Genomic DNA, 22,908 nt, shown 5'->3' on the forward strand with positions numbered 1-22,908 from the left:
GGCGAAGGGCACGCCGAGCCGTCCGGTCGGCATGCCGGACTAGTCGTTCGTCAGCGTCCACCGTTGCGCGGGTGCGCCGTCCGGCGTGGTGGTCGGGCCGACGTGCGTGAACCCGCAGCGAGCGGCCAGCGCGGCCGACGCGGTGTTCGCGTCGTCGCAGACGTAGTCGATGCGGGACAACTCCAGCGCGCCGAATCCGAACCGCACGACGGCGGCCAGCGCGGCCTCCCCGATACCGCGCTTGCGCGCGACCGGGTGCACCCAGATCGCGGCCTCCGGGACGGCCGTCGCCGACGGGCTCAGGTTCTTCAGGCCCACCTCGCCGAGCAGGAACCCGGTGGTCGGCTCCGCGATCGCCCACGACGCCCGCTCGTTGTTCTCCCACTCGCGGGCCCTGGTCGCGATGTAGTTATCCGCGTCCTCGATCGTGTCGACCCGGAACTGCCGCACGAACGTGCGCATCGCCTCGTCGCCGAACGCCTCTACCAGCGCGACCCGGTCGTCCAACAGGTCGTCGGCACGGAAAGCGCGCAAGTAGCACCGGCCGGCGTTGATCTCAACTGGCTCCATCTGCACCCCTCACCGGTATCCCTGCTTACCGATCATTCCCGCAATGATCACGGCGAGCGCGGGGAGCAGGAATACCATCCACATGCCGCGCGCGACCGTCAGGAAAAGCACCAGCGAGATGATTGCCGCGATCGGCACCACACTCGCCGCGAAGCGTTGCGCCAGCGGGCGTGCGGACGATGGCGCAGGTGGCGCCGTCCGCTGATCCTGCGGAAGCTTGCTGACCAGCACCTCCGGGTGTGGGTCGGGCAGGTCGCGGAAGATCGGAACCAGATCGCCCCGGGTTTTCGCCGCCACGATCTGCGCCGAGCGCTGGCCGTACTCGTCGAGGTCCAGCCGCCCGTTGGTCAGGTGGACGCCCAACGCTTCCAGCGCCTGCTCACGTTCGGCGTCGCTGAGCCGCAGCTCGGGCTGATCGGGGGTCACACTTCGATCGTACGGACCTGACAACCACTTTGGCTGCGCCGTCAGTCCTTGATCTCGAACAGCACCTGACCCTGGCTGACCGTGTCGCCGACCGCGCACGTCAGACCGGTAACCGTGCCCGCCTTGTGCGCCGTGACCGGGTTCTCCATCTTCATCGCCTCGAGCACGACCACCAGCTCGCCGGACTCGACCTGCTGGCCGTCCTGCACCGGCAGCTTGACGATCGTCCCCTGCATCGGTGCGGTCACCGCGTCGCCGGAGACCGCGGCCTTCTTCCCGCCGCCACGCTTGCGCGGTTTGGCCTTCTGCGTGGCCGTCGAGCCGCCCGTGGCCGCCAGCCCGGCGGGCAACGACACCTCGAGACGGCGACCGCCGACCTCGACGACGATGTTCTGCCGCTCGTCGGTTTCCTCGTCGCCGGCCTCGCCGTCGCCCGCGAACGGCTCGACGGTGTTGTCCCACTCGGTTTCGATCCACCGGGTGTGCACGGTGAAGCCGTCCTCGGCGGTGAACGCCGGGTCGCGCACGATCAGCCGGTGGAACGGCAGCACGGTGGCCATGCCGTCCACCTGCATCTCGTCCAGCGCCCGGCGGCTGCGTTCCAGCGCGTTCTCCCGGTCCGATCCGGTGACGATCAGCTTGGCCAGCAGCGAGTCGAACTGGCCGCCGATGACGGTGCCCTCCTCGATGCCGGTGTCCACCCGTACGCCGGGGCCGCTCGGCAGTCGCAGCGTGGTGACCGTGCCGGGCGCGGGCAGGAAGTTGCGGGCGGCGTCCTCGCCGTTGATGCGGAACTCGATGCTGTGGCCGCGCGGCTGCGGATCCTCGGTGAACCGCAGCTTCTCCCCGGCCGCGATGCGGAACTGCTCGCGCACCAGGTCGATGCCCGTGGTCTCCTCCGACACCGGGTGCTCGACCTGCAGCCGGGTGTTGACCTCGAGGAACGAGATCACGCCGTCCTGGCCGACCAGGTACTCCACCGTGCCCGCGCCCCAATAGCCGGCCTCGCGGCAGATGGCCTTGGCGCTGCTGTGGATCTTCTCCCGCTGTTCGTCGGTCAAGAACGGCGCGGGCGCTTCCTCCACCAGCTTCTGGTGCCTGCGCTGCAGCGAGCAGTCGCGCGTGCCGACCACGATCACGTTGCCGTGCTGGTCGGCCAGCACCTGGGCCTCGACGTGCCGCGGCTTGTCCAGGTAACGCTCGACGAAGCACTCACCGCGCCCGAACGCCGCCACCGCCTCCCGGGTGGCCGACTCGAACAGCTCGGGAATCTCCTCGATGGTGCGGGCCACCTTGAGCCCGCGACCGCCGCCACCGAACGCCGCCTTGATGGCCACCGGCAGGCCGTGTTCCTCGGCGAACGCGACCACCTCGTCCGGACCGGACACCGGGTCCTTGGTGCCGGGCACCAGCGGCGCACCGGCCTTCATCGCGATGTGGCGGGCGGTCACCTTGTCGCCGAGGTCGCGGATCGCCTGCGGGGAGGGGCCGATCCAGGTCAGGCCCGCGTCGATGACCGCTTGCGCGAAGTCGGCGTTCTCCGACAGGAAGCCGTAGCCGGGGTGCACGGCGTCCGCGCCGGACCGCTCGGCCACCTCGAGCAGCTTCTCGACCACCAGGTAGCTGTCCGCCGCCGTGCTGCCGCCCAACGCGAACGCCTCATCAGCCAACCGGACGAACGGCGCGTCCCGGTCCGGGGCGGCATAGACCGCGACCGATGCCAGTCCCGCGTCCCGCGCGGCCCGAATAACCCGCACGGCGATCTCGCCTCGGTTCGCGACCAGAACCTTGGTGACCGGCCCGGCAAGATTCTGGGCTGAACTCTGCGGCACGCCTACCTCCTGCAGCGTTGCGACCGGCTGCTCACGGACAGCAGCCCGGTGGTGGCCTGCGAGCAGTGTACGGATCACAACGGGCGATGTGGCTGAGAGACGGCTCACTGTCCGCTCGCATCGCACCCGCTCGGCACGGCCTTCCGCTGCTGTCGACGCTACGCCGGCTCTGGCCGGAACAGCCTTGCTGAGCTGCGACGATGACGATCTTGGGGTGCCGGGTGGTTGCCTGCTGCACGGCCCCGACGATCGTTCGGCAAAGTGGCGAAGCTCCCACTAAGTGAATCCCCGATCGGATGGCCCGCGGTGGCGGGCACCGCGCACCGTCCTCGTTTATCGTCACGCTGTGCGACGAACCCCGCGTCCGGTGAAAGTGACCGTCGTAGTGGCCATCGTGGTGGCGGTGGCCGCGCTGGCGACCGCAGCCGTGCTGCGCATGCAGCGCACCGAATCCGCGCGGGCCGACGCCACGACCGGGCCGGTGGCCGGTGTCGACGACGTGGCCGCCAAGTGCGGGGAGAACCCGTGCGAGGTGCTCACCAGCGTTCCGGTCGGCCAGACGACCGTGGAGCTGCTGGCGGACGCCAACGGCCGACACGGCCGATTGCGCTTCCTCGAACCCGACGGCGCCTCGCTGCTGGGTACCGCGTTGGCGGACATGGACGTGCGGTTGACGCAGAAGTCGCTGTCGTGTTTCCAGGGGCCGACGAGCGCGTGCTTGGTCCGCGGCGGAAGTGACGGGGGCGTCATCGGCGAAGTGTTCGTGCGCACCGGTGGCGGGTGGACGACGGTCGAGCAGCCGTACTACTCCGAGGCCGGGCTGGTCGACCTGGCGCAGATCACCGGGGACCGTTCGCCGGAAGTCGCAGTGGCCAAGGTGCCGGGTTGCGCGGGTCAGGGGCACTTGTGCAGGAAAGTGCCCATCCGGCTGCACGTCTACGGCCTGGACGGCTCGCCACTGGGATGCTCGGCGACATACAGCTCATTGACGCAGGTGCCCGGGTGGCCGGACATCGCGCTCAGCGACTGGGAACTGCGCGACTGCCCCTAGGCATGGACGCGAGAGAGGCGCCCCGGTGCTGTCCCCACCGGGGCGCCTCATCCGCAATGGTGGCTTATGCCCTTGCCGGCTCCGCAGCCGCATCCCGTTCCCGCTTCGCAGACGGCGCCGTGCCGGTGTCGTCCAGTAGCGGCGGCGTGGTCGGCGAGTTCAGTACCTCGTCGTCCAGCAGGCCTTCGGAGCGGGACACCAGCACCGGCACCACGATCTGCCCGGCCACGTTGGTGGCGGTGCGGATCATGTCGATGATCGGGTTGATCGAGTAGAACAACGCGATGCCCAGCGCGATCTGCTCCGGCGGCAGGCCGACCACGGTGGCCGACAGGGTCAGCGCGGTCAACCAGCCGGTGGTACCCGCGGTGGCCAACGCGCCGAACACGGCCGCCGCCACGATGCCCAGGTACTGCCCGACGGACAGCGTGATGCCGGAGATGTTGGCGATGAAGATGACGCCGATGGCGGGGAAGACCGCCGCGCAGCCGTCCATCTTCGTGGTGCTGCCGAGCGGGACGGCGAACCCGGCGTACGCGGGCGGCACACCGAGGTTGACCGCCGTCTGCCTGGTCAGCGGCAGCGTGGCACCGGAGGACTGGGACGCGAACGCGAACTGCAGCGTGGTCCACGCCTTGCTGAAGAACCGCGCCGGGGAGACCTTGCCGACGAAGCGCAGCAGGATCGGGTAGACGACCAGCATGACCAGCAGCGTCCCGGTGTAGACGGCGGCCGTGGCGGTGGCCAGCGGCCCGAAGAGCTCGTCGCCGTAGGTGGCGGTCGCGGCGCCGATCAGACCGAAGACGCCCAGTGGCGCGAGCAACACGATCCAGCCCAGGTAGCGCTGAACGATGGCGAACACGCTGGCGTTGAGCTCGACGAACGGCTTGGCCTTGTCGCCGAGCGAGTAGGCGGCCGCGCCGACGATCACAGCCAGGAACACCACCTGCAGCGTGCCGCCCTCGGCGAACGCGGCGAACGCGTTGCTGGGGATCAGGCTCTCCAGGAAGCTCCACCACGAGCCCCAGTTCGACATGCTCTCGGCGGCGCGGGCGGTGTTCTCCTCGGTCGGTGTCGCGCTCAGCCCACCGGAACCCGGGTCGAACAGCAGTCCGACGGCGATGCCGATCAGCACGGCGATCAACGATGTGGTGGCGAACCACAACACCGTCTTGCCGCCCAGCCGCGCGGCTTCCCGGCCACCGCCGAGCTGGCGCAGCGAGTTGATGCCCACGACGATCGCGGTGAACACCAACGGAAGAACGGCCAGCTGCAGCAGCGTGGTGAACGTGGACCCGATGGCGTCCAGCGCCTCACTCAGCCACGTGGTTTCCGTGGTGCGCGCGATGACGCCGACCAGCACGCCGAGCAGCAACGCGGAGATGACTGCGGTGCCGAACACGCGTGGGCGGGTGTAGGTGCGAAGAAACGACCTCTCCCGGTCGGATGACTGTGACACGGTGCCCTCCTGTGAACCGGACGCCGGATAGGCGCCCCAATAGAGGGTCCACCGATCAGGTGAGCGTGGACAGTTCGCCCACTATGCGGGAGCGGGAATAATTCCCGTCATCCCCACAGGTCGGTGACGCGGATGCCGACCTCGGCGAGCAGACGCCGGGTCAGCGGCAGGCTGATGCCGATGACGCTGGAGGGATCGCCGTCGACGCCTTCCACGAACCAGCCGCCGAGGCCGTCCAGGGTGAACGCGCCCGCCACCTGCAACGGCTCACCGGATTCCAGGTAGGCGGCGAGTTCTTCTTCGCTCGGCCGGCTCCAGCGCACCACGGTCGACTTGCTCGCCGCGGCCTCCTTGACCCGGACGTCGCCGTCGAGCCGGACGACGGCATGCCCGGTGATCAGCGTGCCGGACTTGCCCGCCATGCGCAGCCAGCGGTCGCGGGCGATCTGCTTGGTCTGCGGCTTGCCGACCACTTCGCCGTCGAACGACAACATCGAGTCGCAGCCGACGATCACCGACTCCCCGGTGTGGCCCTCCGCAGCCAGTTCGTCGGCGACCGCGGCGGCCTTCGCCTGAGCCAGCCGCACGACCAATTGTTCCGGTGTCGGGTCGGACAGCTCGGCGGCGACGGCGTCCTCGTCGATCCCGGACACGCGCACGACGGGGTCGATCCCGGCGGCGCGCAGCACGGCAAGTCGGGCGGGAGATGCGGAGGCCAGCACGAACTGCATGAGTGCGGAGTCTAAGCCGCCCCGGTGCCCGCCCAGCCGTTGCGGTGGCAGGGTCGGCGGTCCGGGTTGGGCTCTCGGGCGCGCGGGGTCACCGCCTGCGGCCGCGTTCGCCAAGATTAACTCGACGATTTGTCGACAAATCAGTCGCCGGTGGTGCCGTCGATCATCTCGCGCAGGATGTCCAAGTGCCCGGCGTGCCGACCGGTCTCTTCGATCATGTGCAGGTAGGCCCACCGTGTCGTCATCGATCTGCCGCTGCGGAGCGTGACCGCGTGATCGAGCTCGTAGGCCGCGGCGATCTCGCGGGAGCGCTCGCACTGGGCCTCGTAAGCGTCGATGACCTCGTCGATCTTCTCGTCCGGCTCGAGCCGCATGTCCGCCTCCGGGTCCTCGACCCACGGCGGCGTCTCCAGCTCTTCCCGCGGGGTCTGCGTGAGCTGGACGGCGAACCACTCGTGCTCGACCCAGCGCAGGTGTTTGACCAGTCCGCCGATCGAGGTTCCGCTGTCGACCGGGCTCCGGCGGGCGTCCTCCTCGGACACTCCGCGCGCTTTGCGGACGACGGCGCCGCGCAGGTAGTCGAGGAACGCTTCGAGCATCTTCCGTTCGTCCGCGGCGGTCACGGAGTTGATGAGATCCCGCGGCCTGCCGGGCTGGGTGTCAGACATAAGCGCGGACGATAACGGCAACGGCGGCGAGTAGCGACCGGTTTTGGGGTTTTGTGCCGATTCGGCCGGAGTGCTCGCCGCCTGCGACGGGCCGACGCCGCGCCACGACCTGCGAGCTGGTGCGACGCCGCGCCACGACGTGCGAGCTGGTGCGATGCCGCGCTACCGGCTGCGGGCCGATGCCTGCCACGCACCGGGCCCGGGCCGCAGCGGTTGCCGCAACCGCGGTTCCGGATCAGCCCACGCCGACCGGGGCTTCGGTTCGTCCTTCTGCTGGGCGCCTGCCGCGACCGCAGCGAGCGCGGCGGTCAGCGCGGCCAGCTCCTCGTCGTCCGGCGTACCCCGGACGATGCGCAGGAACGGCTTCTTCTCCTCGCTCATAGCGGGATGTTCCCGTGCTTCTTGGGCGGCAACGACTCGCGCTTCTCACGCAGCATCCGCAGCGCCCGGGCCACGTAGCCACGCGTGTACGACGGCGGGATGACCGAGTCGACGTAGCCACGCTCGGCCGCCACATACGGGTTGCACAGCGTGTCCTCGTACTCCTGGATCAGCTCCTGCCGCAACGCCTCGACGTCCTTGCCTTCCTCGGCCGCCTTCATCAGCGTCTTGCGGTGCACGATGTTGGCCGCGCCCTGCGCACCCATCACGGCGATCTGCGCGGTCGGCCACGCCAGATTGATGTCCGCGCCGAGGTGCTTGGAACCCATGACGTCGTACGCGCCGCCGTACGCCTTGCGCGTGATGACGGTGACCAGCGGGACGGTGGCCTCGGCGTAGGCGTAGATCAGCTTCGCGCCGCGCCGGATGATGCCGTTCCACTCCTGATCGGTGCCGGGCAGGAAGCCCGGCACGTCCACGAACGTCAGCACCGGGATGTTGAACGCGTCGCAGGTCCGCACGAAGCGGGCGGCCTTCTCCGACGCGTTGATGTCCAGGCATCCGGCCAGTTGGGTCGGCTGGTTGGCGACGATGCCCACCGCATGGCCCTCGACCCGGCCGAAGCCGACCACGATGTTCGGCGCGAACAGCTCGTGCACCTCGAGGAACTCGCCGTCGTCCAGCACCCGCTCGATGACCTCGCGCATGTCGTAGGGCTGGTTCGGCGAGTCGGGGATCAGCGTGTCCAGCTCGCGGTCGGCGTCGGTGATGTCGTCGGCGACGGTCTGGCCGCTGGGCTGCGGGGCGTCGAACACCGGCGGGAAGTCCAGGTTGTTCGACGGCAGGTAGCTCAGCAGCTCCTTGACGTAGGCGATGGCGTCTTCCTCGTCGGTGCCCAGGTAGTGCGCGTTGCCCGACTTGGTGTTGTGCGTGCGACCACCACCGAGGTCCTCGAACGTGACCTCCTCACCGGTGACCGTCTTGATGACGTCCGGGCCGGTGATGAACATGTGCGAGGTCTGGTCGACCATCACCACGAAGTCGGTCAGTGCGGGCGAGTACACGTGCCCGCCGGCGTTCGCTCCCATGATCAACGAGATCTGGGGGATGACACCGGAGGCGTGCGTGTTGCGACGGAAGATCTCGCCGTACAGGCCGAGCGACACCACGCCTTCCTGGATGCGCGCGCCGCCGCCCTCGTTGATACCGATGATCGGCCTGCCGGTCTTGATCGCCAGGTCCATCACCTTGACGATCTTTTCCCCGTACACCTCGCCGAGCGAGCCACCGAAGACCGTGACGTCCTGGGAGAACACGCACACCGGACGGCCGTCGACGGTGCCGTAGCCGGTCACCACGCCGTCGCCGTACGGACGGTTGCGGTCCTGGCCGAAGTTGGTCGACCGGTGCCTGGCCAGCTCGTCGAGTTCGACGAACGAGCCGGGATCGAGCAGCATGTCGATGCGTTCTCGCGCGGTCTTCTTGCCCTTGGCGTGCTGCTTCTCCACCGCTCGCGCGGAGCCGGCGTGCACCGCTTCGTCGTTGCGCCGATACAAGTCGGCGAGCTTGCCCGCGGTGGTGTGGATGTCCGGCTCGGTTTCCGGCACGTTGCCGATCGGTTCCGTCGCAGAACTCATAGCCTGCGAGCCTAACGGCAGTTCACGCATTTTCAGCACGTGACGTAGGCCATCTCACCGTAGGCTTTGCGACATGTCCGAGCCGATCGACGCGGCCGCGTTGCGCGCCGCGCTGCTTGCCCCAGCTGGTCCGTACTCCGCGGTGCACGTGGTGGCCTCGACCGGGTCGACCAACGCCGACTTGCGGGTCGCAGCCGCGGAGGGCGCGGCCGATCGCACCGTGCTGCTCGCCGAGGAGCAGACGTCCGGCCAGGGCAGGCGCGGGCGGAGCTGGACGTCGCCGCCGGGCGCGGGGATCTACCTGTCGGTGTTGTTGCGGCCGAGCGGTGTCGCCCCGGAGCGGCTGGGCTCGCTGGCCGTCGTCGCCGGGTTGGCGGTGCTCGAAGTGGCCAGGTCGGTGGGGGTGGAGGCCGTGCTGAAGTGGCCCAACGACATGCTCGCGGGCGACGGCAAGCTCGCCGGTGTGCTCTCCGAGCTGGTGCATGACGCGCCGGAGCCCGCCGTCGTGCTGGGCATCGGGCTGAACGTCCACCCGCTCGGCGACGTTGAGCCCGGACCTGGCGGATTACGCGCCGTGTCACTGGCGGAAGCGGGCGCGCGGGATCCGGACCGGACGGCGCTGACCACGTCGTTGCTGCACGCCTTGCACGAACGGGAGCAGGCGTGGCGGGCAGCCGGCGGTGACCTGTCGGCGGCAGGATTGCTGGACGCCTATCGTGCGGCGTGCGCGACGCTCAATTCACGCGTCCGGGTGTTGTTGCCGGACGGGGAACTCGAGGGGGAGGCGGTCGACATCGACCGCACGGGGCAGCTGGTCGTCCGTACCGCCGACGGGTCGACCACCACGGTGTTCGCCGGTGACGTCGTCCATGTGCGCTGATCACTGACGCGCCGGCGAATTTATCGGGTTGCAGCCTGCGCCGGGCGCGGAAACGGATACGGTGAGTGAGCTGCCAGGAACACGAAACAGGAGCGTGCTGAGGTGGGCTACCCGAAGGGCTTGCTGAGTGAGGGCGAGCAGATCATCACGCACAAGCATCCGCACTTCAAGATGCTGATTTTTCCGCTGTTGTTCGGCGCGCTGCTGCTCGCCGTGGCCATCTGGCTCGGTGTGCTGGCAGGCGACGCGTCCCCGCCGTGGGACATGGTCGCGCTCATCGCCGTCGTCGTCGTCGGCCTCGTGTTGCTGGTGTGGCTGGTGCTCACGCCGCTGGTGCGCTGGCGGACCACCCACTTCGTCGTGACCACCGACCGGGTCATCGCACGGGAGGGCGTCCTCAAGCGCACCGGTATCGACATCCCGATGGCGCGCATCAACAGCGTGCGGTTCGAGCACGACCTGCTGGACCGGATCTTCGGGTGCGGCACGCTGATCATCGAGTCGGCCTCCGACGAGCCGTTGCAGTTCGAGGACATCCCGCAGGTGGAGAAGATCCACACGTGGATCTACCGCCAGCTCAACGACAACCCGTACGACGACTACGGGGTCGAGCAACAGGGGCCGCAAGGCACGCAGGAGTACCCGCACAGGGGACGGTGACGAAGTGGCCGGAGCACGGGACGTCGGCTTGCCGTCGGTGCATCGCTCGGCGAGCTTGCCGGAGCGGGTGACGATCTGGGAGGTCGGGCCGCGCGACGGACTGCAGAACGAGAAGTCGATGGTCGACGTCGACGTGAAACTCGAGTTCGTGCAGCGCCTGGCCGATGCGGGGCTGACCACGATCGAGACGACCAGCTTCGTGCATCCGAAGTGGGTCCCGCAGCTGGCCGATGCCGAGCAGTTGCTCGAGCGGTTGGAACGCCGCAGCGGTGTGCGCTACCCGGTGCTGGTGCCCAACGAGCGCGGCATGGATCGCGCGGTGAAGGCCGGCGTCGAGGACATCGCGGTGTTCGCCAGCGCCACCCGGACGTTCGCCGAGCGGAACCTGAACAACACCCTCGAGGGCCAGTTCGGGCTGTTCGAGCCCGTGCTGGCCCGCGCGAAGGAGGCGGGCATGCGGGTGCGCGGGTACGTCTCCATGTGCTGGGGCGACCCGTGGGAGGGCGATGTGCGGCCGGAGCAGGTCGCCGACGTCGCAGGCAGGCTGCACGAGATGGGCTGCTGGCAGCTGTCGTTGGGCGACACCATCGGCGTCGCGACACCGGGGCACGTCGAGGCGGTGCTGGCGGCGGTGACGCAGCGGGTGCCGGTGGAGTCGGTGGCGGTGCATTTCCACGACACCTACGGTCAGGCCCTGGCCAACACGGCGGCCGCGCTGCGGCTGGGCGTCACCACGGTCGACTCGTCGGCGGGTGGTCTCGGCGGGTGCCCGTACGCGAAGTCGGCGACCGGCAACCTGGCCACCGAGGACCTGGTGTGGATGCTGGACGGGCTGGGGATCGAGCACGGCGTGGACCTGGACGCGCTCGTGCGGGTCAGCACGTGGATGGCCGAGCAACTGGGGAGGCCCACGCCGTCTCGCGTCGTGCGTGCGCTGGCTGAATGAGCCCGGCACAGGGCGACGCGCACGAACTTGGCCGGGATTCTCGTGCTGTCGGGGTGGGTGCTGGGCCGCGGCGGCCTTGCCGCGACCGGTGGATCGTCGCAGGCTCCGATTGCGTGGCTCGGCGGCGGCCTGCCGGGGCGTCCGGGACGTAGTCCTGATCACGATCGGCGCACGAACGAAAACCCGTGGGAACCGAGCGTGGTGCGTTAGCGTCTAACCGGATCGCGCACCGCGCCGTCCCAGGGGCGGGGCGCCGTCGATCGACTCGACAGGGACTGCAGGGACGCCACTGGGACCGGGAGGGCGCCGTGACCGAGTACCGAGCGCGGGTCGATGAGCTTCTCGCCGACTACCGGCGCGGCCGGGAACAGCTCGCCGAGGTCCACCGCACGCTGAGCAAGATCATCGCGACGGCCAGATCGTCCGACGGCTCGGTCACCGCCACCGTGGGCCCGCGGGGCACGCTGACCGCGCTCACCATCACCGAGCAGGCCTACGAGGCGTTCTCGCCCGCGGAACTCGCCGAGCAGATCGTCCGGCTGACCAAACGGGCCGCGACCACCGCCGTGGCCGAAGCGAGTGCGGCGCTGGCGCCGGCGTTGCCGTCGGGTGTCGATCCGGAGGCGTTGCTGCTCGGCACGGCCGACCTTTCCCCGGCGGAGTTGCGTGCTCATCATGACGGTGCTGCCGACTCGAGTGGGGAAGGCCGATGAACCCCGATCACGGAGCTGACGTCGAGCGCCTCGCGTCGCGGGCACGTGATTTCAGCGAGCACGCCCAGCGCGCGAAGCGGATCGCGGACGACCTGCGCGCGGCCGTCGACGGCAAGGCCCCGTGGGGATCGGACGAGATCGGAGAGCGCTTCGCCGGTGCGCACGTCGACGCCGCGAATCGGGCCATGCAGCGGCTGGAGGAGATCAGCGCGCAGCTGACCTCGATGGGGGACAAGTTCGGCGACGCGGCCAAGACCTACCGGTCGACCGACGACGAGTCCGCGGAGGGCGCAGCCCGCATCGACCGCGAGCTCGGGGAGGTCTGACCCGTGGGTATCGAGCTTCCTGCGGAGCTGGCCGACATCGCCGGCCGGGTCGGCGCGAAGTGGCCGGAGGCCGACGAGGACGCGCTGCACGAGCAGGCGAATGCCTGGCGGGAAGCCGCACGGGGTCTGCGGGCGCTGGCGACGGACGCGGATTCCACGGCGGCGGAAGCGGTGTCCAGCATGGCGGGGGAGGCCGCCGAGCAAGCCGGACGGGAATGGTCGACGTTCGTCGCCGCGGACTCCGGGCTGTTGACCGGAACGGCACAGGAAGCCGAGCGGGCCGCCGACCGGCTGGACCATGCCGCCCGGCAGGTGGGCGCGGCGAAGGTCGAGATCGTCCGCCAGCTGGTCGACGCCGCACGAACGGAGCAGGCGGCGGCTGCCGCGGCGGACGGCGGTCACCCGGAGGCGCTGCTCAGCCTGGAGACGCTGCGGTCGGCGGTGTCGACGAACGTCACGGCGGTAACCGAGTCGTTGGCCGACGCGGTCGCGGACACCGGACGCGAAGTGACCACGTCGTCGGTGGTGTCGCCCCATCCGGGCCACAACGGGACCGGCTCGCTGCTCGAGGCAGTCATCGGCGCCACCGACGCGGTGACCGAAACCGTCGAGGACGAGTGGGACGACGTCGAGGACGAGGTCACCGACCTTCGACAAGACGCTCGCCAGGGCGTCGGGGAAGTCCGGGACGTCGTGCGCGGAGGTGTCGAGCACGCCGGGGACGTCGTGCGCGAAGGTGTCGAGCACCCCCGGGACGCCGTGCACGAAGGCGTCGGGGGAGTCCGGGACGTCGTGCGCGGAGGTGTCGAGCACGCCGGGGACGTCGTGCGCGAAGGTGTCGAGCACCCCCGGGACGCCGTGCACGAAGCCGCCGGAGACATCCGCGCCGAAGTTCTTGAAGACGCTGAGGATGTCCGGGGCCACGCGCCCGGGCACGCAGATCGCGTTCCGGACAACGTGCGCGAAGGCGTCGAGGGTCTCCGCGAGCATGTCGAGGAAGCTCGAGGTGACATCTCCGAGGCCGTACCGCACACCGGGGGACCGGTCCCCGATGGCGGACCGGACGCGCTGACCCCGCCGATGGGCAACCGGCTCCCGGCATGGATGGAGGCGCCCACCCCACGCACTGGCGTCCCGATGCCGCCGCAACCCCAAGGTCAGACGTCGCTGGCCGGATTCGTCGACGGTGGTGTGCCGCCGATGGCCCAGCCGCCCGCACCGCCGGTGGGCGGACCCCTGCCACCCGCTGCGGGGCCGATCGGCCAGCCCATGCCGGCGCCCGGTGGTGCCCCGCCACCCGCGATGCCCGGCGTGGTCGGCGGCGACCCGTCCCAAGCAGGGCAACAACCCGGAAGGCAGGCCGGTGGCATCGCCCGGGTGGCCGCAGGCGGCAACCCGGCAGCACGTCCCGGCACACCGCCCCCGGCAGCCTGGACGGCAGGGGCATCGCAGGCGCCGAACGTGTCGGCGCGCGGCCAGCAGTCCGGCGTCGCGCCACCGCAACCCGAACCGCAACCACGGCCCGCGCCGGAACAACCCGCCTACGGCACGCCGCGCAAGGACCGGGCCAGCATCGTGGCACTGTTCCGGGTCCACATGTTCCCGATCGGCCACCTGCCCAAGGCCACCAGCGAGCCGAGCCGCCAGCTGCCGATCCCGACCGGAGAAGCGGATGCGCCAGCCGCGCTGCGCTTCCCGCCGCACGACCACCCGGAGTCGGCGGTCTTCGACGACGCCGAGGTGTTGCCGGAGCGGGCGGCCGCCTCACCCGGCCTCGACCTGGACCATCCTGCGCTCGCGCCGCTGTTCGACGACTACGACCCGCTGGCGGACTCGAACGAAGCCGAATGGGAGCGCCGCTACCTGGTCAAAGCTGACCGTGAGCCGCTGGAGTACGCCTGGCCGCCCGGGGAAGCCTTTCCGGAGGGCTGTGCCGAGCCCGGCGTGCCCGTGCTGCTCGAGCCCGGCACGATCATCGACCGCTTCGGCGAGCCACGCGGGCGGGTCTTCCACCCGGACGGCACGGCGTATCGCAAACGATCCCTCCCGCCACCCGGGCCGCACCTCCGCTATCGGCGCTACGCAGTGCTGCGGCCGCTGCCGGTGTGGCGGGGCATCGTGGCGCCGTGGTTCGGTCAGCCGGGCGGCGCCGAACGATTCCGGACCGTCTATCCCGCCGATGACCTCGTGGTGCTCGGGTTTCTGCGGGACGTCACCGACGAACTCACCGACACCGACGCCGGGGAGCAACCGGGAGGCAGCGCATGAACATGGAGTCACTCCCGAGCTGGCTGGACGCGATCGGCGTGCCGCTCGAGGTGATCTCGATCGGCAAGGAAGCGGACAACACGTGGTGCCTGCTGCGCACCGACCGGGTGGTCGAGGACGAGCAGTCCGGCGTGGAGAAGACCGTCGCCGCCTGGGAGGTGTTCTGGCGCGAGCAGGGCAACCGCTACGACTGGGCCAGCTTCACCAACGAGCAGGTGGCCTGCCACTACCTGTTCGGGCGGTTGGCGTGGTCGCAGGTCGCCCGCGGCGCGGTCGGGTTGCTGCCCGAGCCCGAGCCGACGAAGTCACCGGTCGACCAGTCCTGACGACAACACCCGCAGCGCCGCGTCGTGCAGCACCCCGTTGGTCGACAGCGCGTTGCCGCCGTCGAACCGTTCGGCCCCGGTCAGGTCGGTGAACCGGCCACCGGCCTCGGTCACCAGGATCTGCGCGGCCGCCACGTCCCACGGATTCACGATCGGTTCGGCCGCGATGTCGATCACGCCCTCGGCGACCAGGCAGTGCGACCAGAAGTCCCCCATCGCCCGGTTCTCCCAGCAGGCGGCGACCAGATCGAGGTAAGCCTGCTTGGAGTGGTACTCGTCCCACGTGTTCAGGTTCGTGGTCGACAGGTAGGCGTCCGACAGCTCAGCCACCGCGGAGACCCGCAACCGCCGCTGGCCGGACGGATCGGCGACCCAGGCGCCACCACCCGCGTCGGCCCACCACCGGCGGCCCAGCAGCGGCGCGGAGATCATCCCCACCACCGGCTTCCCGTCGTCCACCAGTGCGATCAGCGTCGCCCAAACGGGCACGCCGCGCAGGAAGTTCTTGGTGCCGTCGATCGGGTCCAGCACCCACGTGCGGCCCGCGCCGATCGACCCTCCGCCTTCCTCACCGGCGATGGCGTCCTGCGGTCGCTCGGTGGCGAGCACGCCGCGAATCGCCTCCTCCACCGCCAGGTCGGCGTCGGTGACCGGAGAGCGGTCCGGCTTGGTGCGCACCGTGAGGTCACGGGAGGTGTAGCGGGGGACGGTGATGGCGTCCGCGACGTCCGCGAGCCGCTTGGCCAGATCGATGTCGTCGGTGTAGGCGCGTGTCACGCTGAGATCCTCGCACGCCGTAATCGACAGGTCGCCGTATGGTAATGGCCGTGAGCATGGTTCTTCTCGCCGAGGACGACCCCGCCATCGCCGAGCCGTTGTCGCGGGCGCTGGACCGCGAGGGGTACGTGGTCGAGGTCGTCACGGACGGGCCGAGTGTGCTGGAGGTGACCCAGCAGCGTCCGGTGAACCTCATCGTGCTCGATCTCGGCCTGCCCAGGATGGACGGCCTGGAGGTCTGCCGCAGGCTGCGCGCGCGCGGCGCGGAGCTGCCGGTGCTGATGCTCACGGCGCGCACCGACGAGGTCGACTTCGTGGTCGGTCTGGACGCGGGCGCGGACGACTACGTGGCCAAGCCGTTCCGGTTGGCCGAGCTGCTGGCCCGGATTCGCGCGCTGCTGCGCAGGCAGGCCCCCGAGGTGCTGGAGGCCAACGGGGTGCGGATGGATCTCGCCGCCCGGCTGGTCACCGTCGACGGGGTCGAAGTGCAGCTGGCCAACAAGGAGTTCGAACTGCTGCGCGTGCTGATGAGCCGCGCGGGCCAGGTGGTCAGCCGGGAGGAGATCCTCGCCGAGGTGTGGAACGACCTGGACTCCAAGACCACCAAGACGCTCGACATGCACGTCTCGTGGCTGCGCCGCAAGCTCGCCATCGCCTCCGGGGACATCGACGGCAAGGGCGGCACCAGGGGGTCCCAGCCGGCGGACAACGAACACATCGCCACGGTGCGTGGCGTGGGCTTTCGCTTCAACGTCGAGTGAGGCCAGACTAGCCCCGTGCATCGCCGCATCCTGCTCGCCATCTTGTTGGCCGTCGCGGTCACGGCAGCGGCGCTCGGTATCCCGCTCGGATTCACCGCGTGGGAGCTGGTGTCCAGCCTGGCGAAAGAGGATCTGGCGACCAGGGCGCAGCGCATCGCCAAGAGTCTGGACAACACGATCGCCGCAGGTGAGGTCATCGACACCCGCCAGGTGCGGCTGGCCATCCCGGAAGACGGGTTCCTGCTGGTGCGCGGCCAGGACGGGCAGGAATACCACTACGGCGACCGACCGCAGGGCGAGGTGCTGGCGGAGACGGCGAACCTGGGCGGCGGCGGTCAGGTGCAGTTGACCATCCCCGCCGAGCCGGTACGGACGCGGCAGACCCAGGTCACCATCGCGGTGGTGTTGCTCGCGATCCTGTCGGTGGGCACCGGCATGGTGGTGGCCGGCGTGACGGCCCGCAGGCTGGCCCGGCCGATGCGCAACATCTCGGCCCGCGCGGCCAGGCTCGGCGCGGGTGACTTCCGGCCGGATGCCGCCCGCTACAGCATGCAGGAGCTGGACATGATCGCCGAGGCGCTGGACGCGTCGGCCGAGGCGTTGTCGGCGCTGATCCGCCGCGAGCGGCAGTTCGTCGGCGACGTGTCCCATCAGCTGCGCAGCCGCCTCACCGCGCTGCAGCTGCGCCTGGACGCCCTGACCGCGCACTCGGACAGCGACGTGGTCGAGGACGCCCGGGCGGCGCAGGAGCAGGCGGATCAGCTCACCGCGGCGCTGGACGAATTGCTCGCGGCCGCGCGCGCCGCGCGGGAAGCCGGTGCGGAGCCGGTCGACGTCGGTGCGCAGCTGCGCGAGATCGCCGGCCACTGGGGGCCGGTCTTCACCGCGAAGAACCGCGGCTTGAAGCTGCGCATCCCGGCGGGCCTGATCGCCCGTGCGACCCCGGCCCGCCTGCGGGAAGTCATCGGTGTCCTGCTGGACAACGCCAGCAGGCACGGAGCGGGCACCGTCACGTTGTCCGCGCGCGCCGGGGACGGCAGTGTCGTGGTGTCGGTCAGTGACAACGGGCCGGGTGTCCCCGAGGACCTGGCGCCGCACATCTTCGACCGCGGCGTCTCCGGTGTCGGATCCACGGGGGTCGGCCTGGCGCTGGCGCGGGCACTGGCCGAGGCGGACGGCGGACGGCTGGAGCTCGCTTCGCCGCGGCCCGCCACGTTCAGCGTCTTCCTGCTGGTGCCGAAGTCGACCGATCTGAGCGAGCCGCCGTTGAGAAGCGGCCATCCGCGGTGATCAGGTCACGTCGTTGCGCCTGCCGCCCAACTCGTCCGGGAAGACCCACTTCCGCATCGCCATGAACCGGAACACCATTGCCAGCAGCATGCCGATGATCGATCCGGCGGTGAAGTCGGCCACCTCCTGAACCCACCGCGCCACGTGCGGCACCTCGAGGTCGAGCACATAGCGCGAGATCAACAGCGGGATCAGGTTGACCACCAGCGCCACACCGCTGACCAGGAAGAACAGCGCCGCTTCGTGGTGCCGTTCGCGGCCCCCGCGGGTGCGGAACGACCACTCCCGGTTCAGGATGTAGGACACGATGGTGGCCACCACGATGGCGAACGCCTTCGCCGTCGTCGGCTTCTCCTCGAGCACGGTGAGCTTGAGCGCGTACCAGACGACGTTGTCGATGACGAACGTGGTGGCGCCGACGACCGCGAACTTGAGCTTCTCCCGGTGCTTGATCAGCACCCCGCGCAGCGGCTCCGGCACGCGCGCGAGCAAGCTCTCCACGACGGTCACGGCACTGACTCCCAACGAACGGTGACGCGGGGCAGTCTATGGGCCGGGCCGTGTAGGCCGTGTTGGGGCGGACACGGTATGGCCCTCGTCTCTGCGCCGGTCTGCGTCACCAGTGCAGCCAGTCGCGGAACATGCGCTCGGCGTCGCGGTTCGACCGCGGCTTGGGGTTCGGCCGCTCCCACGCGGGCGGCTTCTTCGTGGTGGTCGTCGTGCTCGGCGGCGACGACGACTGGCTCGGCGTGCCGCTGCTGGGCCCCTCCGGCGTCGACGACGGCGACTCGGTGGAACTCGACGGCGGCGCAGGCTGGTGCGACTCGCTCGGCTCGACCGACTCCGGCGTGGAGGACTCCACCGGATCCGTCGACGGCGCCTCGGACTGCGGGACCGCGTCCGGCAGCAGCCCGGGCCAGCAACCGAAGAAGCACCACGGGCGGACGGTCCGGGAGGCCGATGCGCTGCCGATGCGGGCGGCGACCGTGACGTTGTTCGGGAAGCCGCCGTGGGAGAGCGGGACCAGCAGGTAGGCCTTCTCGTCCGGTTCGAGCGCGCGCTTGCTCGAACACGTCGTGGCGCTCGGCCCGCTGAGGCAGGTGAAGTCCAGACCGGACCAGTCGTTGATCAGCATCGGGCGGTTGATCGTGACCGTGGCGTGTTTGGTCGTCTCGCCGCTGTTGGTCACCTCGGCCGCCAAGTGCCAGCCGTGTGCGCGGGCGTCGAGCGTGACGCCGTCCTTCGCCTCCACCCGGACCGGGATGCGGATGTTCAGCGTGGTGGTCGACCCGCTGGACACCGTGCCGGTGATCTGCCCGTTCCGCACCGAGGAATCCGCCACCAGCCGGAACACCAGCGTGGCGGCTTCTCTCGGTTCGAGGCCGTCCGGGGTGCGGCAGGTGACCTGACCGGAACCACCCGGACACTTCACGTACTGGTTCTTGGCCGCGGCCTGCGGGGCCGAGGCGAGCGGGACGGACGCGGTGCGGCCGGCCGTGCTGCCACCGCCGCCCGCGGGGTCGACCGCGGTGACGCCGCGCGGCAGGTTCAGCGTGACGATCACCGGCTTGGACTTGCGGCCACCGTCGTTGCGCACGGTGATGGGCAAGTCGGTCGGGCCGCCACCGGGGGTGAGTTCGAGGCTGCCACCCGGTGGGGCCACCGAGATGTCCGCGGGCAGCGGCTGCTCGGGCGGCGGCGGCTCCGGTCGCGGGGCGGGCGGAGCAGGCGAATCCGACGCGGGAGGCGACTCCGGTTGCCCAGCAGGCGGCGGCTGCTGCTGCGGCTCGTTCGGCGGCGCCGGCTTGGCGGCGGGCGGCTGTTGCGGCGACTCCGCCGCGGGTGGCTGGGCCTGCGGCTGCGGCTGCGCTGCGGGCAGAGGATCCGGCCCGCCGGACGCGAGCGCGACAGCCACCGCAGCGACCACCGCAGCACCGGAGGCGCCGACGCCGAGCAGCTGGCGAGGTGCGGCCGCACCGGCAGACGCCGCACCGCCCGAGGACGACCCGGCGGCGGCAGCCGCTCCGGCACTGGCGGCTGCTGCGCCTGCGGTCGCCGCAGATCCCTTCGCGGCCCCGGCCAGGGCCAGGTAGCCGAGTGCGGCGCCGCCCAGGACCAGCGGGGCGACGACGGCGCGAATCGCACCGTTGACGTCGGCGAGCTCCGCAGCGAGCGCGCGGCACTGGTCGCAGGTGTCGAGGTGGTTCTCCACCTGGGCGCGCTCGCGCTTGGACAACCCGTCGCGGGTCCACGCGCCCAGCTTGTCCGCCGTGGCGCGGCACCGGTCGGCCGTGGTCTCGGCGAGGTGAACCTGCAGGTAGGCCTGCCGGAGACCCTCGCGGGCACGGTAAGCCAGCGCGGAGACGCCGTTGGGCGTGAGCCCCATCAGCGGCGCGACCTCCGCGGGCGACTGCTGCTCGATCTCGGTGTGCCACAGCACCGCCTGCCAACGCTCCGGCAACCGCGCGAACGCCCGCGCGGCCATCGTGCGCTCCAGCCCGGCGACCGCGGTGTCGGAGAACGGCACGGTCAGCGCAGCGCCCAGGGCGCCACTGACCTCGGACATGTCCTCGTTGAGGTCGACCCGCTTGTCCTTGCGGGTCTTGTCGTAGGCGGCGTGCCGCAGCGACGTCAGCAGGTAGGCGCGGAAGGCCGAATCGGGGCCCTTGCCCGCCCGCAGCGTGTCCAGCACCTTGGCGAAGGCCTCCGCGACCAGGTCGTCGGCCTCCGCGCTCGACCTGGCCAGCTGGCGAGCGAGGTTGTACGCGGCCTGCACGTGCCGCTCGTACAGCGTCCCGTAGGCGGAGATGGTCCCCTTACGCACCGCGTCGATCAGCTCGGCGTCACTGGGGCCTTGGGCCTCAGCACCCCCAGTTGGTGCGGTCGTCACGGGGTTCTCCTCCTCCCAGTCGGGCGCTCCGCTACTGTGCTGCGCGCACAGCAGTGACGGCGTCCGCGCACCAGTGTGACGGACCAACGCCGCCGCGTCACCATGAGGCTGGGAAGCGTAACCGTGAGTAGTGCGGAAGGTGAACAACCCTCACGAACTCTCGCCGGGGAAATGGCGTCACGGCAGGCGGACGAGCCCGTCACTTCGCTGAACGAGACCACGGGGAGCTAAGGGGTCGATGCAGTGACAGACGGGCCAGCCCTGGGCGCGTCCTCCGTTCCGGACGAGCCGCGCCGGGCGGAGGCTCGACCGCTCGGTGTCGACTCGCGTGTGCTGCGTGCCCGCTGGCGGACCGCGAGCCTCGCCGCGGGATGGCGGTTTCCCAGCGACTGGGGTTTGCCCGAGGTCGACGCGGTGTGCGCGGCGGTGCTCACCGAAGGCCCGAGTGACCAGGTCCTGTCCGGGCTGGGCCGGGCGCGCGCCGCGGCGGGAGCGGGGCTCGACGAGACGCTGGCGGACCTGGCCGCGCTGCACGCCGTGCTGGTCGACCCCGACGCCGCCGACGGGTTCGTGACGCCGGACATCGACGCGACGCCGTCGCGGCTGCTGCGGATCACCGCGATCGCGTGGGCCGAGGTCGCGCTGGACAAGCTGACCAACACCGAGGTGACCGACCCGCTGACCGAGCTCCCGACGGCGGCCTACCTGCGGACAAGGCTGGCGGAGCTGTATCGGGCGGCGGCGCGCGCCGGACGCTCGGTGCCCGAGGACTACGTCCTGCTGCGGGCCGCGATCAACCTGAACGACATGGCGGGCTGGTCGCGGCTCACCGTGATGATCTTGACCGCGGACGCGTTGCGCAAGGTGTTCGACGGCGGGGAGACGGTGGCGTGCCTCGGCCCGTCCACGTTGGCCGTGCTGACCGAACGCGACGAGCAGTTGCCCACCAGGGCGGTCGCGGTGCGGCGGGAGATCATCGCCCAGCTGTACGGGGACCGGCAGCTGCGCAACGTGCAGCCGCCCTCGCTGGGCACGGTGCGGCTGCAGCCCACCTACGCCGAGTCGTGCGCGGTGCTGAGCACCATCAGCCGGTCGTAGCGCCGTAGCAGGCACGACCTAATCTTGCTGCGTGTCCACACCCGTGCAGCGCCGGTTCCGCGCCCACCGTGTCGCGGTCGCGCTGATCGCGCTGCTGGCGGCGTTGCCGCTGGTGGTAGGCATCGTCGGGTGGCTGTCCGGGTGGCCGTTGGGCATGGACAGCGTGGTGTACCGGGCAGGAGCCAACACGCTGCTGGACGGCGATCCGCTCTACGACACCCCCACACTGCCCGCGTACCAACCCGACTGGGCGTTGCTGCCGTTCACCTATCCACCCGCCGCGGCGCTGCTGTTCGTCCCGCTGGCGCCGCTGGCGATCCCGGTGGCGTGGGGTGCGCTCGGTGCGCTGTCGGTGCTGTGTCTTGCCCTGGTGGTGTGGCTGACCCTGCGCGCCGTCGGCATGCGGTTCTTCACCAACGCCGCCACCGCCACCGTGGTGCTGACCGCGCCGGCGATCGTGCTCGAACCGGTGTGGCGCACCATCTCGCTCGGCCAGATCAACCTGGTGCTGATGGCCCTGGTGATGGTCGACGTGCTGGTCATCGGGGCACGCGGCAGCCGATGGGGCGGGGTGCTGATCGGCGTGGCCTCCGCGGTCAAGCTCACGCCGTTGATCTTCGTGGCGCACCTGGTGTTCATCGGCCGCTGGCGCGACGCCGTCCGTTCGGTGCTCACGTTCGTCGGCCTGCAGGCGGTGTTGCTGCTCATCAGCCCGCACGACGTGATCCGCTACTTCACGCACGCGGTCAACGACCCCAAGCGGATCGGGACCATCCACTGGTCGGACAACCAGGCGCTCAACGGCCTGGTCCTCCGGTTGACCGACGGCGCTTCGTGGTCGCTGCTCGCCGCGCTCGCGGTCGGACTGGTGCTCGCCCCGCCCGCCGTGCTGCTCATGCGCCGGTTCCAGCTGCGCGGTGAACCGCTGCCCGCGCTGCTGGTGACCGCGTTCTACGGCCTGCTGATCTCCCCGGTCTCCTGGACGCACCACTGGGTGTGGGCGGTGCCACTGCTGATCGTGCTCCTCGTGCGGGCGCGGTGGTGGGTGACCGCGGCACTGACCGTGGTCTTCGCCAGCTACCTGCTGCTTTGGCTGCCCGGCGGCCGCGACCCGGACCTCGGCTGGTCGATCGTCGACCACGTGCTCGGCAACCTGTACCTGTACGTTCCGCTGGTGCTCGGCGGCGTGCTGCTGCGCCGACGGTAGGGTTTTGCTCG

Annotated in this window: 23 protein-coding genes; 12 read left to right on the top strand and 11 right to left on the bottom strand. The window is 70.5% G+C overall.

What is annotated here, in order from left to right:
* Nucleotides 1-39: 39 nt before the first annotated feature.
* From YWM_RS0113385 to YWM_RS0113395, 3 genes are read right to left on the bottom strand one after another with little or no spacing between them, the layout of a single operon-like run.
* Nucleotides 40-570: a GNAT family N-acetyltransferase gene (locus YWM_RS0113385; protein WP_028851156.1), complete on the bottom strand. Its 531-nt coding sequence runs from the start codon at nucleotides 568-570 to the stop codon at nucleotides 40-42.
* A 9-nt stretch (nucleotides 571-579) separates the two neighbouring features.
* Nucleotides 580-996: a DUF1707 SHOCT-like domain-containing protein gene (locus YWM_RS0113390; protein WP_028851157.1), complete on the bottom strand. Its 417-nt coding sequence runs from the start codon at nucleotides 994-996 to the stop codon at nucleotides 580-582.
* 41 nt (nucleotides 997-1,037) lie between these two features.
* Nucleotides 1,038-2,828, bottom strand: coding sequence for an acetyl/propionyl/methylcrotonyl-CoA carboxylase subunit alpha (locus YWM_RS0113395; protein ID WP_028851158.1), 1,791 nt, complete (start codon nucleotides 2,826-2,828; stop codon nucleotides 1,038-1,040).
* 346 nt (nucleotides 2,829-3,174) lie between these two features.
* Between YWM_RS0113395 and YWM_RS0113400 the strand changes: the two genes are divergently transcribed.
* Nucleotides 3,175-3,879, top strand: a complete 705-nt coding sequence (locus tag YWM_RS0113400; RefSeq protein ID WP_156914770.1) for a hypothetical protein — start codon at nucleotides 3,175-3,177, stop codon at nucleotides 3,877-3,879.
* Between the two features lie 64 nt (nucleotides 3,880-3,943).
* Here the strand turns inward: YWM_RS0113400 and YWM_RS0113405 are convergent, their stop codons facing one another.
* The 5 genes from YWM_RS0113405 to YWM_RS0113425 form a co-directional block, all read right to left on the bottom strand.
* On the bottom strand, nucleotides 3,944-5,281 hold the full coding sequence (locus YWM_RS0113405; RefSeq protein WP_028851160.1) for a dicarboxylate/amino acid:cation symporter: 1,338 nt from the start codon (nucleotides 5,279-5,281) through the stop codon (nucleotides 3,944-3,946).
* 164 nt (nucleotides 5,282-5,445) lie between these two features.
* Nucleotides 5,446-6,069, bottom strand: coding sequence for a Maf family protein (locus tag YWM_RS0113410; RefSeq protein ID WP_028851161.1), 624 nt, complete (start codon nucleotides 6,067-6,069; stop codon nucleotides 5,446-5,448).
* A 140-nt stretch (nucleotides 6,070-6,209) separates the two neighbouring features.
* Nucleotides 6,210-6,737: a DinB family protein gene (locus tag YWM_RS0113415; protein ID WP_052344874.1), complete on the bottom strand. Its 528-nt coding sequence runs from the start codon at nucleotides 6,735-6,737 to the stop codon at nucleotides 6,210-6,212.
* Between the two features lie 162 nt (nucleotides 6,738-6,899).
* Complete coding sequence (locus YWM_RS0113420) at nucleotides 6,900-7,118, bottom strand: acyl-CoA carboxylase subunit epsilon (RefSeq protein WP_028851163.1); 219 nt, start codon at nucleotides 7,116-7,118, stop codon at nucleotides 6,900-6,902.
* Nucleotides 7,115-8,755: an acyl-CoA carboxylase subunit beta gene (locus YWM_RS0113425; protein WP_028851164.1), complete on the bottom strand. Its 1,641-nt coding sequence runs from the start codon at nucleotides 8,753-8,755 to the stop codon at nucleotides 7,115-7,117. The genes YWM_RS0113420 and YWM_RS0113425 overlap by 4 nt, the downstream gene beginning before the upstream one ends.
* A 73-nt stretch (nucleotides 8,756-8,828) precedes the next feature.
* Between YWM_RS0113425 and YWM_RS0113430 the strand changes: the two genes are divergently transcribed.
* From YWM_RS0113430 to YWM_RS0113460, 7 genes are all read left to right on the top strand, one after another.
* On the top strand, nucleotides 8,829-9,635 hold the full coding sequence (locus tag YWM_RS0113430; protein ID WP_028851165.1) for a biotin--[acetyl-CoA-carboxylase] ligase: 807 nt from the start codon (nucleotides 8,829-8,831) through the stop codon (nucleotides 9,633-9,635).
* A gap of 102 nt (nucleotides 9,636-9,737) precedes the next feature.
* Nucleotides 9,738-10,295, top strand: a complete 558-nt coding sequence (locus tag YWM_RS0113435; RefSeq protein ID WP_028851166.1) for a PH domain-containing protein — start codon at nucleotides 9,738-9,740, stop codon at nucleotides 10,293-10,295.
* A gap of 4 nt (nucleotides 10,296-10,299) precedes the next feature.
* Nucleotides 10,300-11,241, top strand: a complete 942-nt coding sequence (locus tag YWM_RS0113440; protein ID WP_043661035.1) for a hydroxymethylglutaryl-CoA lyase — start codon at nucleotides 10,300-10,302, stop codon at nucleotides 11,239-11,241.
* A gap of 308 nt (nucleotides 11,242-11,549) precedes the next feature.
* Nucleotides 11,550-11,954, top strand: a complete 405-nt coding sequence (locus tag YWM_RS23600; protein ID WP_052344875.1) for a YbaB/EbfC family nucleoid-associated protein — start codon at nucleotides 11,550-11,552, stop codon at nucleotides 11,952-11,954.
* Nucleotides 11,951-12,280, top strand: coding sequence for a hypothetical protein (locus tag YWM_RS0113450; protein WP_028851168.1), 330 nt, complete (start codon nucleotides 11,951-11,953; stop codon nucleotides 12,278-12,280). Before YWM_RS23600 ends, YWM_RS0113450 begins: the two co-directional genes overlap by 4 nt.
* A 3-nt stretch (nucleotides 12,281-12,283) precedes the next feature.
* Nucleotides 12,284-14,548: a glycohydrolase toxin TNT-related protein gene (locus tag YWM_RS26195; RefSeq protein WP_028851169.1), complete on the top strand. Its 2,265-nt coding sequence runs from the start codon at nucleotides 12,284-12,286 to the stop codon at nucleotides 14,546-14,548.
* Nucleotides 14,545-14,874, top strand: a complete 330-nt coding sequence (locus tag YWM_RS0113460) for a hypothetical protein (protein WP_028851170.1) — start codon at nucleotides 14,545-14,547, stop codon at nucleotides 14,872-14,874. The genes YWM_RS26195 and YWM_RS0113460 overlap by 4 nt, the downstream gene beginning before the upstream one ends.
* Here the strand turns inward: YWM_RS0113460 and hisN are convergent.
* Nucleotides 14,854-15,651 carry a histidinol-phosphatase gene (gene hisN / locus YWM_RS0113465; RefSeq protein ID WP_028851171.1) on the bottom strand — a complete coding sequence of 266 codons (798 nt, stop codon included), beginning with the start codon at nucleotides 15,649-15,651 and terminating at the stop codon, nucleotides 14,854-14,856. The genes YWM_RS0113460 and hisN overlap by 21 nt on opposite strands.
* Before the next feature lie 56 nt (nucleotides 15,652-15,707).
* On the opposite strand from hisN, the gene YWM_RS0113470 reads away from it, so the two are divergent.
* Entirely contained in the window at nucleotides 15,708-16,412 is a 705-nt protein-coding gene (locus YWM_RS0113470) for a response regulator transcription factor (RefSeq protein WP_028851172.1), read from the top strand.
* Nucleotides 16,413-16,427: 15 nt separating this feature from the next.
* Nucleotides 16,428-17,702, top strand: a complete 1,275-nt coding sequence (locus YWM_RS0113475; protein WP_028851173.1) for an ATP-binding protein — start codon at nucleotides 16,428-16,430, stop codon at nucleotides 17,700-17,702.
* Here YWM_RS0113475 and YWM_RS0113480 read toward each other — a convergent pair whose 3' ends face one another.
* Together YWM_RS0113480 and YWM_RS0113485 are read right to left on the bottom strand one after the other, a co-directional pair.
* Nucleotides 17,703-18,212: a GtrA family protein gene (locus YWM_RS0113480; protein ID WP_028851174.1), complete on the bottom strand. Its 510-nt coding sequence runs from the start codon at nucleotides 18,210-18,212 to the stop codon at nucleotides 17,703-17,705.
* A 106-nt stretch (nucleotides 18,213-18,318) separates the two neighbouring features.
* On the bottom strand, nucleotides 18,319-20,592 hold the full coding sequence (locus YWM_RS0113485; RefSeq protein WP_028851175.1) for a sigma-70 family RNA polymerase sigma factor: 2,274 nt from the start codon (nucleotides 20,590-20,592) through the stop codon (nucleotides 18,319-18,321).
* 243 nt (nucleotides 20,593-20,835) lie between these two features.
* Here YWM_RS0113485 and YWM_RS0113490 point away from each other — a divergent pair, with 243 nt between their 5' ends.
* Both YWM_RS0113490 and YWM_RS23605 read left to right on the top strand, forming a co-directional pair.
* Complete coding sequence (locus tag YWM_RS0113490; RefSeq protein ID WP_084612398.1) at nucleotides 20,836-21,690, top strand: GGDEF domain-containing protein; 855 nt, start codon at nucleotides 20,836-20,838, stop codon at nucleotides 21,688-21,690.
* Between the two features lie 31 nt (nucleotides 21,691-21,721).
* Complete coding sequence (locus YWM_RS23605) at nucleotides 21,722-22,897, top strand: glycosyltransferase 87 family protein (RefSeq protein ID WP_156914772.1); 1,176 nt, start codon at nucleotides 21,722-21,724, stop codon at nucleotides 22,895-22,897.
* The last annotated feature ends 11 nt before the right edge of the window (nucleotides 22,898-22,908 follow it).

It is taken from the genome of Thermocrispum municipale DSM 44069, from assembly GCF_000427825.1.
Classification (GTDB): domain Bacteria; phylum Actinomycetota; class Actinomycetes; order Mycobacteriales; family Pseudonocardiaceae; genus Thermocrispum; species Thermocrispum municipale.